Origin of the sequence: Ochrovirga pacifica (assembly GCF_000220525.1) — a bacterium.
Lineage (GTDB): Bacteria > Bacteroidota > Bacteroidia > Flavobacteriales > Flavobacteriaceae > Ochrovirga > Ochrovirga pacifica.
In genome coordinates this window covers 32012-50907 of sequence record NZ_AFPK01000066.1, presented here as the reverse complement: position 1 = coordinate 50907, position 18896 = coordinate 32012, and the positions used below count along the sequence as shown (strand labels likewise).

Here is an 18896-nt window from a genome sequence, read left to right as displayed (position 1 = left end):
CTTCTTTCAGTCCCAAAGCATTGAGTTCTTGTTCTAACAATTTAGCCAAATCCCACTGTTTTACAGTACTAGGAAAGACAGGATTGTTAGGGTCAGATTGCGTGTCTATTTGTATGTATTTTATAAATCGGTCTAAAATGTGTTGCATGCCCGTTATTTTTCAGGCAAATTTAATCAAGTGTTTACAACCAAAGTCAAGGATTGTAGAAAATAAACTGATTTATTAAGATTTGTTTAGGGAAGCGGCTGAAACGATTGCAGTACTTGCATACTTTCACATAGATTTTCTTCAAATTTTTCACTACCTAACAAGATCGATTTTAGCAAGTAATAATGTTCGGGGTAAGCAATATAAAATTCTAAAAAATAAGTAGGATTGGCTCCTTTATTTTCAAAATAAAACACTCCGTAACCTTGTTGATTTTTATAAGTAAAAGGATGTTCTTTGATAAGATAAGACTGTGGATTGGTTTGGATGCTATTGGTAATTTGATGTTGAAATATAGAGTCTAACACTACTCGTCCTTTAAAACGGGTTATATCAACAATAAATGAAGAGGAATAATTTCGGGTAGTATCTGCTGCATAAATTCGTGTTTGATCGTTAGCAACAAACAATTCTCTTTTCCAGTTTTGGCCTATGTTGATTTGAAAATAGTTTTGAGCATCTCTTAATACCTTGTTGTGGTTGAACTCCATAGGAGTATCGCAGTCTATAAAGTTATTCAAGTTTTTTTCGGTTTCACAGTTGGTCAATAAAAAAACAAAAGAACTCAATAAAATTGCTAAAAACGGCTTTGTCATTATCTTGGCTTAGAGTATATTTAATTACAGAACGAAAATAAGTTTATTATTTAAACCCTACTAAATATTTTATGAAAGCCTTGGTAATTTCTGGTGGTGGAAGCAAAGGAGCTTTTGCAGGTGGTGTAGTTGAGTATTTAATGACTGGACTAAACAAAGAGTACGATATGTTGGTAGGTACGTCTACAGGGAGTTTGATGATTTCTCATATTGCCTTGGGAAGAATTGAACGACTAAAAGATTTGTATACTTCTGTGAACCAAAAAACAATTTTTAACATTTGTCCTTTTATTGTAAAAGGAAGAAGAGGAGCTAAGACCGTTTCTATCAATCATAAAAAAGTATTGTGGAACTTGTTTCGAAAAGGAAAAACTTTTGGAGAAAGTAAAAACCTAAGAAAACTAATTCATCAGGTAATTGATGAGGAGTTTTTTCTAGAATTGCAAGAAACTCAAAAAGAACTGGTTGTTGCTGTTTCTAATCTTACCGAAAGCAAAATAGAATACAAAGCCTTAGAAGAGTGTGGCAGAATCCAATTTTGCGATTGGATTTGGGCTTCGTGCAATTACGTTCCTTTTATGAGCGTGTATGAAAAAGATAATTTTCAATATGCAGATGGAGGTTTTGGAGCTTTGGTGCCTATAAAAGAAGCTATTAATAGAGGGGCTAAAGAAGTAGATGTAGTAATTTTAGATACCGAAGTTAAAATGATGGCCAACCTTCCTGCTAAAAACCCTTTTGCTTTAACCTCTCAAGTAATTGATTTTACATTAGAACAAGTAGCCAAGCACAATGTGGCCATTGGTAAATTAGCATCGTATTATAAGGAGGTTCAGTTAAATTTGTATTACACACCAACGGTGCTTACAACCAACTCTCTTATTTTTGATAAAGAATTGATGACCGAATGGTGGGCAGAAGGCTATTTATATGCCAAAATGAAACATGAAAATCCGGGGATGAATGAACTTAAATTTGCGGATAAATAAATTTAAAATAAAAGACACACAGGGTTAGGAGTTTTAATTTCATCAATAAAAGTTAACGTACCCGTTTGTACATTTCTACGAAAAGAACAGATATTATCACTGTCTTTATTTGCAATAAGAATAAACCGTTGATTTGGGGTAATTACAAAATTTCTAGGATGTTTTCCGTGCACAGAAACACGCTCTACCAAATGTAAATTACCGTTGTTAGCAATGCTAAAAACAGCCATGCTTTCGTGGCCTCTGTTGGTCATGTATAAAAAACGACCATCTTTGGAAATCTCTATATGTGCAGCTGTATTTTTTCCTTTAAAATTTTTAGGTAGGGTAGCATAAGTATTTATTAGTTGATAGGTGTTGTTTGTTTGGTTCTTTTTGATAAATGAAACCGTTGCATTCAGTTCGTTTACAACATACATAAAATCTTTTTTTGGATGAAAAGCTAAATGTCTAGGACCACTTTCTTTTGGTAGCTCTAATTCAGAAAAAGTATTAGGAACAATTTTGTGATGCAACGTGTCTATATGCGAAAACTGTAATTTATTGGCTCCTAAATCTACCGAAATAATGTTGTTAGAATTGGGTTCAAAATAGCAAGAATGAGCAAACGCTTGTTTTTGTCTTTTGTGCTGGCTAGGAGTGCTTACAAAGTGTTGTAAACTGTCTAATTTTTTTGAGAGTTTGCCATTGGTCAAAATACGATGCAAACTCATAGTTCCACCACTATAGTTTGCTGTTAATACATATCCACTTTGGTTTTGTACATGACAAGGTCCTACTCCCGTAAGTTTACAATCCACAAGCGTTAAACCTGTTTTAAAGGGTTTTGTTTTAAAACTTAAGATTTCTCCTTTTTTTAGTGAGTTTACAGCAAGTAAATATGCATTGTTTTTAGTTAGAGACAAGTAAGTAGGGTTTTCTGCAGAAGCTAAGAATTGAATACTACTTAGGTAACCCTCTTCAGATATCAAACCTTGGTAAATTCCTTTTTTCTCATCAGATGTTGCATCGGACATGGTGCCAATGTAAAACGAAGCATATCTGCTTAATTCTTTATCGGAATTTTGGATAAAAGAAGTATTAAAGAACAATGCAACAGCAAAGAGAATTACTTTTTGGAACATAGACGTAAATTTTGAGGATGAATATACGATAAAGATTGGAATGTTAACAAAAAATTAAATTCAAACGCAACTATGTTGCGTTAGTGAGTTAAAGTAGTATATTTGCAAAAGAACAAAACAAAGAATTATCAAAATGAAATTATCAAAAATTTTTGCAGCATTGGCTATCGGAGTACTTGCTATTTCTTGTGACAAAGATGATCCAGAAGTACCGAATGAGAATGAGTTGATTGCCAATGTAACACTTACACTAACTCCAGCAGGAGATGGAACCCCTGTAGTATTCCAATGGCACGATGAAAACGGTGATGGAGTGGTAGACCCAAATGAAAAAATAGAAGGAAGTTTGGCTACAAATACAACCTATAGTGCCGTAATTTCTTTAAACGGAGAAGAAGATGACCACGAAGAGGATGAGGCACACGAAGATCACGATCATGGTCATGACCATGATGGAGATGTGGATGAAGAGATTAAAGATGAAGCAGAAGCACATCAATTTTTCTATATTCATAACATTGCTGGGTTAACTATAACTTATACAGATGCTGATGCAAATGATAATCCGATAGGTTTAGAGACCACTTTTACTACAGATGATACTTATACTGGAGGTGGGTTGCAGATTGTACTACGTCACGAACTTAATAAGTTTGCATCGGGTGTGGCTAACGGAGACATTACCAATGCTGGAGGAGATAACGATGTGGATATTACTTTCCAATTAGGATCAGACTAAAAAAAATACATTGAAGTTTACATATTATTATTTATGGTTAGCTATGCTGTTTGTTCAGCATAGCTTTTTTGCTCAAAATTGTGAGCATACTGTTTCTGGATTTATAACAGATGTAGCCAACAAAACCCCTATTATTGGGGCTTCTGTATTTATAAAGGAAACAGGAAAAGGAGCCATTAGCAATACAAAAGGATATTACCAAATTTCTAACGTTTGTTCGGGAACTTATCATTTGGTCATTAGTCATATGGGATGCGAAGACAAAGAAAAATCAATTTTAATAGACAACAATCTAAAAGTTGATGTAGAAATGGCTCACTTGGTAAATATGTTGGATGGAATTCATTTATTAAACAAACATCCAAAAAAATCGACTCAAAACACCCAAGTGGTTAAACTAAAGACGATTCAGAAAAACACCCATTTAAATTTAGCAAATCAATTAGAAAATTTAACAGGAGTCAGTACCGTAAAAAATGGAAATAGTATCGCCAAACCTGTAGTGCATGGGTTGTATGGAAATAGAGTATTATTATTAAACAATAATGTGGTGCAAAGCGGACAACAGTGGGGAAATGATCATGCACCAGAAATTGATCCTTTGATGGCAGGTAGCATACAAGTAACCAAAGGAGTGGGAGCGTTGGAATATCAGGGGAGTAGTTTAGGAGCTGTAATTAACGTGCTCCCTAAAGAAATACAGCAAGATCCGCATTTACACGGAAATGCTTTGTATTTTACAGAAACCAATGGTAATGGTCATTCTATAAATCTAGGTTTGGAACAAAATAATGCTTTTTTAGCGTGGAGAGTAACGGGAACTTTAAAAAAGTACGGAGATAGAAAAACATCAGACTATTATTTAAATAATACGGGGTTTACAGAAGCTAATTTAGCCGTACAGATAGAAAAAGACTTTTTGAAAAAATGGAAATCCAAATGGTTTCTAAGTACCTTTAATTCAACTTTGGGAGTTTTAAGAGGTTCACACGTAACCTTAAGTACACAAGAAGAAAACGGAGAACCTTCAGAATATGCACAGTTGGTATTGCAAGCAGATAAGCCACAATATACGGAATCAAACTTTTTCTATGCCATAGATGCTCCTAAACAAGAAGTTCATCATCATTTGCTTAAATGGGAAAACGAGTATAAAATAAACGAACAAGAAAGTTATCAATTTACGTATGCAGGACAAATTGATCAAAGAGAGGAGTACGATGTAAGACGTTCAGGAAGGTCAGAGTTACCTGCTTTAAGCTTGATGCAGCAAACTCATTTTATGGAAGTAAAACATCAAAAAATGTATGCTTCTCATTGGGAAATAAAAAAGGGAATTCAGTACACTTTTACAGACAATACAAACAACCCAGAAACGGGAATTTTACCTTTAATTCCTGATTATTTATCACACCAAATAGGGACTTTTGCTTTGCTAGATTTAGATTTAAACGCATGGAAATTTGAGTTTGGAGGAAGATACAATTATAGTTATCAAAATGTTGCGTATATCAATAGAGATGCTACAAGAACGATAGAAAAATACAACAACAATTTTCATAATTATAGCTTGGCAATAGGAGTCGATTATCACGCTACGGAGGACTTGTTTTGGTCTTTAAATGTTGGATTAACTACCAGAAATCCTGAAGTAAATGAATTGTATTCCTATGGTTTGCATCAGGGAGTTAGTGGTTTTGAAATAGGAAAGCCTACACTTGGTAAAGAAACAGGGATTAAAACTACTTTAGGCTTAGAAGGGAATGTAGATTTTAAATGGTTTTTTGAAGGTTTGGTATATGCCAACTATATTGCTGATTATATTTATTTACAACCAGAAAATGAGTTTACTACAACTATTAGAGGAACATTCCCTGTATTTAAATATCAACAAAACAATGCACGTATTGTTGGTTTTGATTTAGGAACGAATTATCTTTTTTCGGATGCATTTAAAGTAGGGGGTAAGTTCAGTTATATTAAAGGAGATAATTTATCAGAAAATGTGCCTTTGGTATATATGCCAGCAAACAATGCATTGTTTAGTACAGAGTTTAAAGGCTTTAAAGAAGGTTTTTTAAAAAATTCTGCAATAGAATTGCAATATAAGTATGTCTTTGAGCAAGATCATCTTTTAACCCATCAAGATATTCTTTCACCGCCAGATGCATACCAGTTAGTAGCTATAAATTTAACTAGTGAATTTTATATTGCAAAAAACAAAGTAAAAACTTATGCAAAGCTCAACAATGCTTTTAATACAAAATATCGTGATTATTTAAATAGATTAAGGTATTTTTCGGATGATTTAGGAAGGAGCTTGATAGTAGGAATAAAAGTAAACTTTTAAGACAATGACAGATCAGCAAACAAAACTAGAAGACTTATTACGTGATAGAAGCTTAAAAGCAACACCAAAAAGGTTAGAGTTGTTAGAGGTAATTCGCAATTACAATTCTGCGATTCCTTATAGTCAAATACAAAAAAAATTAAAGCATTTTGATAGAGTTACTTTGTATAGGACATTAAAAGCTTTGTTAGATGTTGGTATTATACACAAGGCTACAGTAAGCACAGATGATACGTATTATGCTATGTGCAAACATCATTGTTCTGTAGAAGGACATCATCATAAGCACGTACATTTTAAATGCAATGTTTGCGCAGAGGTTTCTTGTGTAGAGACAAGTAACCAAATACAAGTACATATACCTAATGTAACAATAGAACAAGTAGAGATTGAGGTTTCGGGGACTTGTGAAAAATGTATGTAAAATAAAAATTCCTGTTTTTTAGATAAAACAGGAATTTTTATTATGTAAATTTTTAAAAAATTTAAGACTTTCTTTCTCCAGCCAATAAGGTGTTTTTTAACAACATGGCAATGGTCATAGGACCTACACCACCAGGAACTGGCGTAATGAATTCAGCTTTGGGAGCAACAGAATCAAAATGTACATCTCCTGCCAAACGGAAACCATTCTTTTTAGAAGAATCTTCAATACGAGTAATCCCTACATCAATAATAGTTACGCCTTCTTTAACCATATCTCCCGTTAAGAATTCTGCAACACCTAAGGCTACTACAACAATATCTGCTTGTAAAGTTAGTTCTTTTAGGTTTTGAGTTCTAGAGTGTGCTACAGTTACAGTTGCATCACCCGCAGCTCTTTTTTGAGACATCAAAATACTCATTGGTCTTCCTACTATGTGAGAACGTCCAATCACTACTACGTTTTTACCTGATGTAGGAACTTGATAACGTTCTAACAATTCTAAAATTCCGTACGGAGTAGCGGGTAAAAAAGTAGGCAATTCTAAAGCCATTCTCCCTACGTTGGTTGGATGAAAACCATCCACATCTTTATCTGCATCAATAGCTAAAAGTACTTTGTGTTCGTCTATATGCCTTGGTAATGGCAATTGAACAATGTATCCGTCTATAGCATTGTCTTGGTTTAAATCGTTTATTTTTTGTAATAAAGCTTCTTCCGAAGTTTCTTCAGGTAGTTCAATCAACGTAGATTCAAAACCTACTAACTCACAAGCTTTTACTTTGGCTCCAACATAGGTTTTACTAGCCCCATCATTTCCTACAATAACAGCAGCTAAATGAGGTGTTTTTTTTCCTTGAGCTTTTAGTTCTTTTACTTTTTCTGCAATTTCAGCTTTAATGTCTGCAGATGTTTTTTTACCGTCTAGTATGGTCATTCTTTTGGTTTTAATACTAAGTACAGTGTACAAAGTTGTATGTTCAATGATTGTATAATAAGGCAATTAGTATTTAAGACTAACTTTATATTATTACATTCCTGGCATTCCGCCTTTCATTCCTTGCATCATTTGCATCATTTTTTTAGCACCACCACCTTGCATCATTTTCATCATTTTGGCCATTTGGAAAAACTGTTTTAGCAACTGGTTTACTTCGGTAATGCTCGTTCCAGATCCTTTGGCAATTCTCTTTTTTCTAGATGCGTTGATTACTTTAGGTTCGGTTCTTTCTAAAGGAGTCATAGAATTTATGATGGCTTCAATTCCTTTAAAGGCATCGTCATCAATATCAACGTCCTTTAGGGCTTTACCAGCACCAGGAATCATTCCTACCAAGTCTTTCATATTCCCCATTTTTTTGATTTGTTGAATCTGATTCAAAAAGTCATCAAAACCAAATTGATTTTTCGCAATTTTCTTTTGTAACTTTCTAGATTCTTCAATATCAAATTGTTCCTGAGCACGTTCTACCAAAGACACAACGTCTCCCATTCCTAAAATACGGTCTGCCATACGGTCTGGATGAAATACATCTACAGCTTCCATTTTTTCTCCAGTACCGATAAACTTAATAGGCTTGTTTACTACAGTTTTAATAGACAATGCAGCTCCACCTCTAGTGTCACCATCTAGTTTGGTTAAAACAACTCCGTCAAAGTTTAGCAAATCGTTAAATGCTTTTGCAGTATTTACAGCATCTTGCCCCGTCATAGAGTCTACTACAAAAAGAGTTTCTTGTGGATTTACAGCTTTATGGATGTTAGAAATCTCGGTCATTAAAGCCTCGTCTATAGCCAAACGACCCGCAGTATCTATAATTACTGTGTTTTTCCCGTTGGCCTTTGCATGAGCGATGGCATTTTGAGCAATCTCAACAGGGTTTTTGTTTTCAGGTTCAGCATAAACTTCTACACCAATTTGTTCTCCGACAACTTGCAACTGATTGATTGCTGCTGGTCTGTATACATCGGCACCAACCAATAAAACTTGTTTGGTCTTTTTGTTTTTTAAGTAATTGGCTAGCTTTCCAGAAAAGGTAGTTTTTCCCGACCCTTGTAAACCTGCCATCAAAATTACCGAAGGAGTTCCGTTTAAGTTTACCCCAGCAGTTTCTCCTCCCATCAATTCTGTCAATTCGTCTTTTACCAGTTTTACCATTAATTGACCAGGGTTTAACGAAGTTAATACGTCCTGTCCTATAGCTTTTTGCTTTACGGTATTGGTAAATTCTTTGGCAATTTTAAAGTTCACGTCGGCATCTAACAATGCTCTTCTAACTTCTTTTAAGGTTTCTGCAACATTTACTTCCGTTATTTTTCCGTGACCTTTTAAAAGATGTAAGGCTTTATCTAGTTTATCTGATAAATTGTTAAACATAGTATGCGGTGGTTTACTTTATTAGCGTTAAGAAGTGCAAATATACAAGAATATACTCAATTTAATAAACATAAAAAGCAACAAAAAACCTTCTCAAAAATGAGAAGGTAAAATTGTAAAACTAAAAACAAATACTATTTATTCCATGAGTTTTCTCTTTGTAAAAAGAGCATTCTTAAACTATATGGATTTTAAAGATATTTAAAATTTTAGAATAATAAATTGACCCTAGTTAATTTATTCTGATTTTTTAAAGGTTAATGCTGCAGAATTCACACAATAACGCTTTCCTGTGGTTTCTTTGGGGCCATCGTTAAATACATGTCCTAAATGGCCTCCACAAGTTGTACAAATAATTTCGGTTCTTACCATGCCGTATTTTTTATCACTAGCATAATCAACCTTATTTTTAATGGCTTTGTCAAAAGAAGGCCAACCCGATCCAGAATCGTATTTAGCATCAGAAGTAAATAAAGGAGTTTGGCAGCCTGCACAAAGGTACGTACCCTTTTTGTAATGTTTATTTAGCTTGCCTGTAAAAGGTCTTTCGGTTCCTTTTTGTCTTAATACAAAATATTGTTCGGGAGTTAGAATTTCTTTCCATTCTTTTTCTGATTTGCTTACTTTTTCCTGAGACCATCCCAAAGAACTTAAACACATAAATAAAGCAATATATATATTTTGCATAGGTTTTTATTGTTTTCTCTTGCATAAGAGGTCGTTTGAATCGTATATGCATTACGATTTAGTTCCTCAAAGTAGTATATTTGTAAGAGATAAAAATAGAAAATATGAGAAAAAAACTAAGTAGTTTTATAGCAATATCACTATTAATAGCTTGTAGTACTGTACCAATTACAGGAAGAAAAAGGTTAAATTTTGTTTCTGATAGTCAAATTTTACCCACTAGTTTTGCTCAATACGATGCTTTTTTAAGAGAAAATAAACTATCTACCGATGGAGCAAAAACAGCTCAAATAAAAACTGTAGGAGCAAAAATTTCAAAAGCGGTCGATAAATTTATGAGACAGAATGGAATGGCAGAAGAAGCAAATAATTATCGTTGGGAATTTAACTTGGTACAAGACGATCAATTAAACGCTTGGTGTATGCCTGGTGGTAAAGTGGTGTTTTACACTGGAATTTTGCCTGTAGCCAAAAATGTGGATGGAATTGCAGCGATTATGGGACACGAAGTAGCCCACGCATTTGCCAAACACGGACAAGAACGAATGAGCTCTGCACAGTTACAACAATATGGAGGTGCAGCCGTGGCAATTGCAACTTCAGGACAAGACGAAACATCGCAACAACTATGGAACATGGCTTACGGAGTTGGTTCTCAGTTAGGAATGTTAAAATACAGTAGAACTCACGAAACAGAGGCAGATAAGCTAGGATTGGTATTTATGATTATGGCTGGCTATAATGGAGAAGAAGCGGTAAGAGTTTGGGAAAGAATGAAGGCGTTAGGAGGAGCTTCTCAACCAGAATTTTTAAGTACACACCCTTCAAACGATTCTAGAATACAAACCTTACGCTCTTACTTGCCGCAAGCTAGGAGAGAAGCATTAAAGTACAAATAATTTACAATCAAGTAAAGATACATTCCGATAGAGATTCAATCTATCGGTTTTTTTAATCTAAAATTTCAAAGGTAATATCAACGTCGACTTCGGGCCATTCAGAGTTTCCGTCTAGTTTAACAGCTGCTATTTTGTCAATAACTTCAAATCCTTTGGTTACCTGTCCAAAAACAGTATGCTCTCCGTTTAAATGTGAACAATCGATATCGGTTTGAACAATAAAAAATTCAAAAGGACTAGACATTTTATCAGGATTGTTTACCCATCTTCTAGTGGCAGACAAAGCTCCTCTTTTATGATTTACTCCTTTTCTAAATTCTGCTGGCAAACGATAACGGTTTAGCTGTATTCGGTACTTGTCCACAATAGCTTGATCTGACCAACCTCCTTGAATGATAAAATCTTTTACTATTCTGTGAAAACAGGTTTTATTAAAATAACCGTTTTTAATTAAATAAATAAAACTAGCTCTGTGTAGTGGAGTTTGCTTGTATAGCGTAATGTGCATGTTTCCGAGCCTAGTTTTTAAAAGAAGTTTGGTTTCAGGATTTTTCCTTCCATAATCTAAAAAAAAGGAACGCACATTTTTTTGGTTGATGATATCTTTAATCAACAACTCCTCTTTGGGAATTCTTACTACTTCCTTTTTCTTTTTAGGGAGGCTATCTTTTTTAGAGACCGATTCCTTACTTTTTTTTAAAGGATGTTTAGTTGTATGCGAAAGATTTTTTTGGGGCAATGAAGTGTTTTTTTTACTTTTTGTATCTGTACAAGCAGCTAAAAAAAGAGTACCAGCACCTATAAAAAGGAAAACACGTATGTATTTATTCAATAATTCCAGCATACAAACTTTTTACAATTCCATCGGCCAAACCTATTTTTGGCACATAAATTCTTTTGGCTTCGGACCATTTCATAGCAGATACATAGATCTTAGTTGCAGGTACAATTACATCGGCTCTGTCTTGATTTAAGTTTAACTCCGAAATACGTTCATCGTAGGTCATCGATTTTAGGTATTTGTAATTGGCTCTCATGTATACATAAGATAATGGTGAACCATCGGTTCTGCCAGACATTTTGTATATTTTGTTGATGTTTCCTCCAGAACCAATCAAAGAAATGTTTTTAATGTCTTTGGTATGATGTTTTACCCATTCTTTCATCTTTTCCCAAGTTTCCTCAAGCAAATCTTTTTGATTTAGCATACGTACAGTACCCATTTTAAAAGATTTAGAAACGGTAATTTTTCCGTGTTTGTAGATGGTCATTTCTGTACTACCTCCACCAACATCTACATACAAATAGGATTTGGTATGGTCTAACAACTCTCCTAAATCTGTGGTTGCAATAATTTGAGCTTCTATTTTTCCATCAATAATATCAATCTTAACCCCAGTCTTTTTAAGAATACGGTCAATTACGTAAGCACCGTTAGAGGCATCTCGCATGGCCGACGTAGCACAGGCTTTGTATTTTTCTACTCCGTGTATTTGCATTAAAAGCTGAAATGCTTTCATGGCATCTCTTAGAGCAATAATTTTTTTCTCAGAAATTTCTCCTTTTACAAAAGTATCTTCTCCCAAACGAATAGGCACACGCACCAAGGCAGATTTTTTAAATTTGGTGGGTCTATCTTCGTTTTCTATTACATCAGCAATTAAAAGTCTTACAGCGTTAGAACCAATATCAATGGCTCCGTATTTCCTTATTTTAATCAAAATAGTTTTATTTTAAATACATTACAATAGCTTAGTTTTTGTGTTTTCTTGGAAACTCTACCAAAATGGTTTTTCCAGATTTGATGTTTTTCCAATGTTGTGTATCAAAAGTAATTCCGATAACACCACATGTAGGTACATGCGATATGGGTTTGCTACCAAAGGTATTTACAAAGGTATTAATTCCATGATCGTGACTAAATACAATAGCAGAATTGTAAGCATCGTCCAAAGCGCGAATGGTCTTTACCAAATAGCCATCGCTAAAACTGTATAGCGATTTGCTAATTTTTAGGTTGGCCATAGGAAACTCTAACACATTGCAAAAAATAATTCCTGTATGCAATGCTCTGTTGGCACAACTAGAAATAAAGGCATCGGGCTTGGCAATTTTGTTTTTTAATACATTGGCAATTAAATACGAGTCTTTGATTCCTCTTTTTTTCAAAGGTCTATCAATATCTTGTATACCTTCATACTCCCATGAAGATTTTGCATGTCTAACTATATAGATTGTTTTCATATAAATTTCAAAGAGTTAAGGGGCTAATCGTTCTATCTTCCAATCAAAGTTTTCTGTTTGTGTATATCGAATTCTATCGTGCATTCTGTTAGGTCTTCCTTGCCAAAATTCTATTGAAATGGGTTTGATAATATAACCTCCCCAATGCTTGGGTCGTGGAATTTCTTTGTTTTTAAACTGTTTTTGATAGCTTTCTAAATTAGCATCCAAAGCTTGCCTAGAAGGAACTACCTGACTTTGATTAGATGACCATGCTCCTAATTTACTTCCCTCAGGACGACTTTCAAAATATCCATCGGATAAATTTTCGGGAATTTTTTCTGCAATTCCTTTAATAATAACTTGTCGTTCTTGTGCTTCCCAGAAAAAAGAGGCACACACATTTGGGTTTAGGGCAATAGCCTTTCCTTTTTCGCTGTGGTAATTGGTGTAAAAAATAAATCCTTCCCAAGTAAATTTTTTAAGAAGTACAATTCTGCTTTTGGGAAAACCATCCAATCCAATGGTGGCCACATTCATAGCGTTGGTTTCAGAATTGGTTTCGGACATTTCGGCTTGATAAAACCATTGTTGAAATAGTTCTATAGGGGCTTGGGGTAGCTCAGTTTCTAACAACTCAGCTTGTTGGTAATTTTTACGATAATTGCTTAAATCGTTATTCATGTTTTATTCTGATGGTGTAAAGTCCTATAAAAGTAAACAGTCCATTCAGTACTAACAATTCGTATCCAAACTGATATCCTCCTAAAAGTCTCACACTAAATTCATTCGCAAAATAAGTAAAAATTATGGCAAGAACAGCTATAAATAATACACTCTTATCACGAATTTTATACTTTGTAAAGATTCCGAAGGAAAATAGTCCCAAAAGAGGGCCATAGGTAAACGAAGCAACTTTTAGCAAATTACTGATCACATTGTCGCTAAGGATGTGTTTGAAAAAGACAATCGTTACAATTAACACCAAAGACATCCAAAGGTGTGTTTGTTTTCTTGTTTTTTCTTGATGTGCTTTTGTTTTGTCTTCTAGTTTTAAAAAATCAATACAAAAAGAAGTTGTTAAAGAAGTTAAAGCACTGTCTGCACTAGAATAAGCAGCAGCAATCAATCCTAATAAAAAGAGTATAGAAACACTCCAACCCAAATTTCCGTGTAAGGCAATTTCTGGAAATAATAAATCGGTTTTAGTTTTTCCATCAATCATAGGAATTTCTATTTGATGTTTAGCTGCATAGCTAAATAGCAAAGCTCCTAAAACCAAAAACAAAAAATTAACAACAATTAGTGAGGGAGCTAAAGAAAGCATGTTCCATTGTGCTTTTTGTGTGTTTTCGCAAGCTAGATTTTTCTGCATCATATCTTGATCCAAACCTGTCATAGCAATAGCAATAAAAGCACCCCCTAAAATAGATTTAGACCAATGTTGTTTGCTGTTAATGTCATCTGCAAAAAAGATTTGCCCATAAGTGGTTTTAAATTCTGTAGAGGTAATAAAACTGAAAAAATCAGTATCTAGCTCTTTTAGTAAAACCCAACCTACAAACACCAAGGCTGTTAACATAAAAAGTGTTTGTAACGTATCTGTCCAAATAATAGTTTTAATACCTCCTTTTGCGGTATAAATCCAAATAAGTAGCACAGACAAAACCACTGTAATTTCAAAGGGAATGTTCCATGTATCAAACATAAAATGTTGCAAAACCAGTGCTACTAAATACAGACGAAAAGAAGCACCTAAAATTCTAGAAATTAAAAAAGAAACAGCTCCTACTTTATGACTGTAAGTTCCAAAGCGTTCTTGTAAATAGCTGTAGATAGAAGTAATATTGTATTTGTAGTACAAAGGCAATAACAGATAAGCAATTGTTATATAACCTAAAAAATAGCCCAAAACAACCTGCATGTAACTAAATTGGCTACTACCTACCCAACCAGGAACCGAAATAAAAGTAACTCCAGATAAAGAAGCTCCTATCATTCCAAAAGCAACTACATACCAGGGGGCTTTTTTATTCGCCTTAAAAAAAGCTTGATTGTTGTTGTCTTTTCCTGTTATGTAAGAAATAGTGTATAACACTAAAAAATACAATCCAATAAGTAGGGCAATAAAACTGGGTGTCATATTACAGTGTTTAAGATAGGGCAAAGTAAAGATTTTTTTTATTGTTAGACCTATATACGTACTTTTGTTGGCCTATGGAATTTTCATCAAAATTATTAGAAAAGGCAGTAAATGAAGTTTCTCAGTTGCCTGGTATTGGTAAACGAACGGCTTTGCGTTTGGTGTTACATTTGCTAAAACAACCCAAGGAACATACGCTGCATTTAACACAAGCCCTAGAAGGATTGGTAAACGAAATAAAGTTGTGTAAAAGTTGCTACAATATTTCGGATGTAGAATTGTGTGAGATTTGTGCAAGTCCCAAAAGAGACGAAACTACCATTTGTGTGGTAGAGGATGTAAGAGATGTAATGGCTATAGAAAACACTGCACAGTTTCAGGGATTGTACCATGTACTGGGTGGAAAAATATCTCCTATGGAGGGAATTGGGCCTAACAATTTACAAATAGCTAGTTTGATAGAAAAAGTAAAATCTGGAACAGTAAAAGAGTTGGTGTTTGCTCTTAGTTCTACCATGGAGGGCGATACGACCAACTTTTATATTTATAAACAAATCAAAGATATGGAGGTGAAGATTTCTGCTATTGCAAGGGGAATTTCTGTTGGCGATGAGCTAGAGTATGCTGATGAAGTGACTTTGGGAAGAAGTATTGTAAATCGTATTCCGTTTGAAAACTCTTTAAGGTAAAAAATAATGTTTTATTAACAGGCTGTTTTGCTGAACAGATTAATTTTACTTGCTTTAATTTATATGCTATGAAAAAAAAAATAAAGCTTGTAATGTGTGCTTTTATTTACACTATAGGTGTTGTTAAAGCTCAATCAAATTTTATTCCAGGGAGTATAACTACCATCAATGAACAAGAAATTAAAGGATTTATAGATTATCAAAATTGGTTGGTAAATCCAGAAGAGGTATCTTTTAAAACAAGTTTAGAAGCTGAAGAAGAGGTATACAAACCTTCTGAAATCAAAAGTTTTGAAACGGAAGGGGAGATATATAAATCTGCAAAAGTTGAAGTAGCAATATCATCAAGAAAATTAGATGATTTAAAATTTTCAAAAACGATTTACACAGAAAATAAAGAAGTTTTTTTACAGACATTATATCAAGGAAATAAAAGCTTATTTAAATATGTAGATAAGAGAAATGTAGACCATTATTATATATATTTAAACAGTGCATACGTACTTCTTAAGTTTAAAAAATATCTTTATAAAAATCAGGGAGTTAGAAAATTAAAAGAAAATAAGACCTATATAGGGCAGCTTTTACTTTATTTGCAAGGTTGCGAAGGCATAAAATCTAAAATAAGAACAACTAAGTACACCCAAAAAAAACTAACCAACCTTTTTGAAAGTTATGGAACATGTGTAAGTGAAAAAGAAGAGTTTGTAAGGGAGGTTGATGACATTAAAATTAATTATGGAGTGTTGGCAGGGGTTTCAAGTACAACCATAGACTTTAAAAGTTCAGGTTTTGAGTACTTAACGGAAAGTGACTTTAAAAATTCAATAAACATTAGTGGAGGAGTTTTTATGAATATTGCTTTACCTAGATCTTTTCATAAATTTTCATTTTATAATGATATAATATACACAAACTTTAATTATAAAGAAAAACATACCACAACTAGAAGTCTTTTGAACAAAACAGATAATGACATAAAACTAGAGATGTCATACATTAAATTGAACACTTTGTTTAAGTATAAAATTCCGTTGCTTAATAAGTTTATTTTTCGAATAGGTGGTGGAATCTCTAATGGCTATATGATAAGTGAAACGAATCAAAGAATTGAATATACTCAGATTAGAGAGTACAACAGGGAAACAAATCACAAAGCGGTAAAAAGTACAAGAAAGTATGAAAGAGGATATGTGGGAACAGGAGAGTTGATGTACAAACAATTTTCATTAGAATACAGGTATGAAAATACAAATGGTTTTTCTAACTTAAATGCCTTAGAAACTACTACCAAAAGAAATTACTTGCTTTTAACTTATTCTTTTTAAGGAATACCCGGTATTTATGTAAGTTTTAGAAATGTGATTTGCTATTTGATTTAAAATTCTTTTGAGAAAGCGAGAGTTAAATACATGATACCATTTGTTTCATAAGAAATAAGATATTGCATCAAAAAACAATAGTAAATAATAAAACCCTAGTAATTACTAGGGTTTTATAGATTCTAGAACTATATAAAAGTAGTTTTTTATTTTTTGATGAGCTTTTCATAATATACCTGTCCATCAACTTGTAGTTGCAATAGGTAAATTCCACTTGATAGAAATCTTAAATCGAGGCTGTTTTTTGGTGCATCAGCCTTAAAAACTATTTGTCCATTTGTTTGATAAATAGTTAGTGAGTCAATAACTGATGATATATTGTGTATTTGCAATTTTTGATGGTTATCAATAGGATTAGGTCGAATAAAAGGTGGGGTTTTTCTTTTTAGGTTATTAGACAAACTACTCTGATAACAAGTCCAACTGAGGTTATCAATAGCCACACGTTGTCTGCTACTTTGCTTGTTTTCGATTACTAAATTCACGGTACCCTCTATATTGATGTCGTGAATTGTTGTTGTTTGAACTTGATCGCTAAAAGGAATGGTTCCTACCGTATTCCCATTGATTTTAATGGATAAATTTCCCGAACCTCCACTAAAAACTCTTTGGGTAGTTAGTGTAAAACTTTGGATTCCGTTGTGTCCTAGTGTGGTAGAAACTTGTCCTTCTTTATCACTATTAATAATCAAGCCTTTGTTTGTGGCAATCTCTGCATCTCCATCGTTTCTTGCACCTTCGGCAAACCACTGGTTGCCATTATCTCCTGTCCAGCCAATAGAACGGTAACTAGAAGAGGTTGCACCTGTTTCTTCAAAATTTTCAGTGCCACAAGAAGCTCCTGTTGGAGTTTCACTACCTCCACCATTATTTTCAGATGTAGTGGCTTGTATAACAGCACTTGAATTGGATTTATTGTTAGCTGCATCTGTAGCAACTACATAAAAGGAGTAAGAGGTATTTGCTGTTAACCCTGCTGCAGTATGTTGGGTCATAGTTGTGGTTTGCACTAAAGCGGAATTTTGATACACTTCGTAGCCTGTAACAGCGGTATTGTCGGTAGCAGCTGACCAATTTAAAACAATAGAGTTTGCAGTTATGGTTCCTATAGATAGGTTGGTAGGTGCTGTAGGAGCTTGGGTATCAGATACTGGAGTGCTTCCTCCATAAATTCCCCAAGTATCTTTAGCGGGCTGTCCTCCCCATATAAGGGTGGCTAGTCTTGGGTTGTCTATAAAAGGGTTCCTATTTCCTTGTGCGGCACTATGACTTGTGTTTTCATGATATGTGTTTCGTTGAACCTCTACAGCAGATGGTGGGTCTTGTGCGTTCCATATTAGAAACAAATCAATCATGTTATCTGGAGTATTGGCAGTACTACCTATTCCTACGTTAGAAGGTAAACATCTACTACCGTATCTTAAATACATATACATCATCATACGAGCAACATCTCCTTTCCATTCATCTCCTGGATACCAACCTCCGTTAGAATTTCCAGCATTTCCTGAACCAGCAGCGTATTTTTTGCTACCACGATTGTTATTCAACTTTACATCAGAAGCTCTTAAATGATGTGCATCAGCACCCGGACCGCTTGTTCCTAGATTGGGGATTCCAACCGATTTTGGATAACTGTGTTCTCGGTTCCAGTCGCTACTGCCACCTCCATTTTGATGTATGTTTCTTCTTCTGGCATAAGTTCCTGTAGTAGTATCTTGATATCCATAGATAAGTAGTACTTCGTTGGCATTATCAGGATTTTGATCGGTAGCTTTACAAGCATTCCATACGTCGCTGTAGCTTAGAGAGCGAGTGTGCGTACTGGTAATTTTGGAACTAAGTTCTTCTTTTAAAGCCAATCCTGTTTTGTTAAGATCTACATCACTGTAGTAGCTTTGTTGAGCATAGCTAGTAGTGGTTAGCAATAACACCAACCAAAAATACTCATATAATTTTTTTTTCATTTTTAAAGGAGATTAGGATAAGTAAAAGACTATAGGTTTTTGTATTATCATCTACAAAAAAGAATAGCTCATCGCAATTTAGGGGCTTTGTTTGGGCTA

At 34.1% G+C, this 18896-nt stretch carries 18 protein-coding genes; 7 read left to right on the top strand and 11 right to left on the bottom strand.

All coding sequences use genetic code 11. The annotated features are described in order from the left end of the window. Nucleotides 1–234: 234 nt before the first annotated feature. Entirely contained in the window at nt 235–804 is a 570-nt protein-coding gene (locus FS85_RS0112415) for a hypothetical protein (RefSeq protein WP_010136662.1), read from the bottom strand. Nucleotides 805–875: 71 nt separating this feature from the next. Here FS85_RS0112415 and FS85_RS0112410 point away from each other — a divergent pair, with 71 nt between their 5' ends. Beyond that, nucleotides 876–1793 (top strand): patatin-like phospholipase family protein, encoded by a 918-nt coding sequence (locus FS85_RS0112410; RefSeq protein ID WP_010136661.1) that lies wholly within the window; start codon nt 876–878, stop codon nt 1791–1793. 2 nt (nt 1794–1795) lie between these two features. Here the strand turns inward: FS85_RS0112410 and FS85_RS0112405 are convergent, their stop codons facing one another. Next, entirely contained in the window at nt 1796–2917 is a 1122-nt protein-coding gene (locus FS85_RS0112405) for a lactonase family protein (protein WP_010136659.1), read from the bottom strand. Nucleotides 2918–3050: 133 nt separating this feature from the next. On the opposite strand from FS85_RS0112405, the gene FS85_RS0112400 reads away from it, so the two are divergent. From FS85_RS0112400 to FS85_RS0112390, 3 genes are read left to right on the top strand one after another with little or no spacing between them, the layout of a single operon-like run. Further along, the gene (locus FS85_RS0112400; RefSeq protein WP_010136657.1) at nt 3051–3656 is read left to right on the top strand and encodes a hypothetical protein; all 606 of its coding nucleotides are present in this window, start codon (nt 3051–3053) and stop codon (nt 3654–3656) included. Between the two features lie 10 nt (nt 3657–3666). Continuing rightward, a complete protein-coding gene (locus FS85_RS0112395) occupies nt 3667–6006 on the top strand; it encodes a TonB-dependent receptor (protein ID WP_010136656.1) in 2340 nt (779 codons plus the stop codon). Nucleotides 6007–6010: 4 nt separating this feature from the next. Next, entirely contained in the window at nt 6011–6430 is a 420-nt protein-coding gene (locus tag FS85_RS0112390) for a Fur family transcriptional regulator (RefSeq protein WP_010136655.1), read from the top strand. A gap of 61 nt (nt 6431–6491) precedes the next feature. On the opposite strand, the gene FS85_RS0112385 is transcribed toward FS85_RS0112390, so the two are convergent. From FS85_RS0112385 to msrB, 3 genes are all read right to left on the bottom strand, one after another. Next, complete coding sequence (locus FS85_RS0112385) at nt 6492–7367, bottom strand: bifunctional 5,10-methylenetetrahydrofolate dehydrogenase/5,10-methenyltetrahydrofolate cyclohydrolase (RefSeq protein ID WP_010136654.1); 876 nt, start codon at nt 7365–7367, stop codon at nt 6492–6494. Nucleotides 7368–7460: 93 nt separating this feature from the next. After that, nucleotides 7461–8807, bottom strand: coding sequence for a signal recognition particle protein (gene ffh / locus FS85_RS0112380; protein ID WP_010136653.1), 1347 nt, complete (start codon nt 8805–8807; stop codon nt 7461–7463). A gap of 237 nt (nt 8808–9044) precedes the next feature. Next, nucleotides 9045–9494, bottom strand: a complete 450-nt coding sequence (gene msrB, locus FS85_RS0112375) for a peptide-methionine (R)-S-oxide reductase MsrB (RefSeq protein ID WP_010136652.1) — start codon at nt 9492–9494, stop codon at nt 9045–9047. 104 nt (nt 9495–9598) lie between these two features. Here msrB and FS85_RS0112370 point away from each other — a divergent pair, with 104 nt between their 5' ends. Next, complete coding sequence (locus FS85_RS0112370) at nt 9599–10393, top strand: M48 family metallopeptidase (RefSeq protein ID WP_010136651.1); 795 nt, start codon at nt 9599–9601, stop codon at nt 10391–10393. A 52-nt stretch (nt 10394–10445) separates the two neighbouring features. Here FS85_RS0112370 and FS85_RS0112365 read toward each other — a convergent pair whose 3' ends face one another. The 5 genes from FS85_RS0112365 to FS85_RS0112345 are packed head-to-tail and all read right to left on the bottom strand — an operon-like array spanning nt 10446 to nt 14759. Next, nucleotides 10446–11237, bottom strand: coding sequence for a peptidylprolyl isomerase (locus FS85_RS0112365; protein ID WP_071585729.1), 792 nt, complete (start codon nt 11235–11237; stop codon nt 10446–10448). Continuing rightward, complete coding sequence (locus tag FS85_RS0112360) at nt 11218–12114, bottom strand: Ppx/GppA phosphatase family protein (RefSeq protein ID WP_010136647.1); 897 nt, start codon at nt 12112–12114, stop codon at nt 11218–11220. The genes FS85_RS0112365 and FS85_RS0112360 overlap by 20 nt, the downstream gene beginning before the upstream one ends. 31 nt (nt 12115–12145) lie before the next feature. Then, entirely contained in the window at nt 12146–12637 is a 492-nt protein-coding gene (locus FS85_RS0112355; RefSeq protein WP_010136646.1) for a SixA phosphatase family protein, read from the bottom strand. 15 nt (nt 12638–12652) lie between these two features. Then, the gene (gene pdxH, locus FS85_RS0112350) at nt 12653–13300 is read right to left on the bottom strand and encodes a pyridoxamine 5'-phosphate oxidase (protein ID WP_010136645.1); all 648 of its coding nucleotides are present in this window, start codon (nt 13298–13300) and stop codon (nt 12653–12655) included. Then, nucleotides 13293–14759 carry a sodium:solute symporter gene (locus FS85_RS0112345; RefSeq protein WP_010136644.1) on the bottom strand — a complete coding sequence of 489 codons (1467 nt, stop codon included), beginning with the start codon at nt 14757–14759 and terminating at the stop codon, nt 13293–13295. Before FS85_RS0112345 ends, pdxH begins: the two co-directional genes overlap by 8 nt. Before the next feature lie 74 nt (nt 14760–14833). Between FS85_RS0112345 and recR the strand changes: the two genes are divergently transcribed. Both recR and FS85_RS0112335 read left to right on the top strand, forming a co-directional pair. Then, nucleotides 14834–15448 carry a recombination mediator RecR gene (gene recR, locus FS85_RS0112340; RefSeq protein ID WP_010136643.1) on the top strand — a complete coding sequence of 205 codons (615 nt, stop codon included), beginning with the start codon at nt 14834–14836 and terminating at the stop codon, nt 15446–15448. Nucleotides 15449–15516: 68 nt separating this feature from the next. After that, complete coding sequence (locus FS85_RS0112335) at nt 15517–16776, top strand: outer membrane beta-barrel protein (RefSeq protein WP_029489461.1); 1260 nt, start codon at nt 15517–15519, stop codon at nt 16774–16776. Between the two features lie 200 nt (nt 16777–16976). Here the strand turns inward: FS85_RS0112335 and FS85_RS16220 are convergent, their stop codons facing one another. Further along, nucleotides 16977–18797 (bottom strand): endonuclease, encoded by a 1821-nt coding sequence (locus tag FS85_RS16220; RefSeq protein ID WP_010136641.1) that lies wholly within the window; start codon nt 18795–18797, stop codon nt 16977–16979. Nucleotides 18798–18896 lie beyond the last annotated feature (99 nt).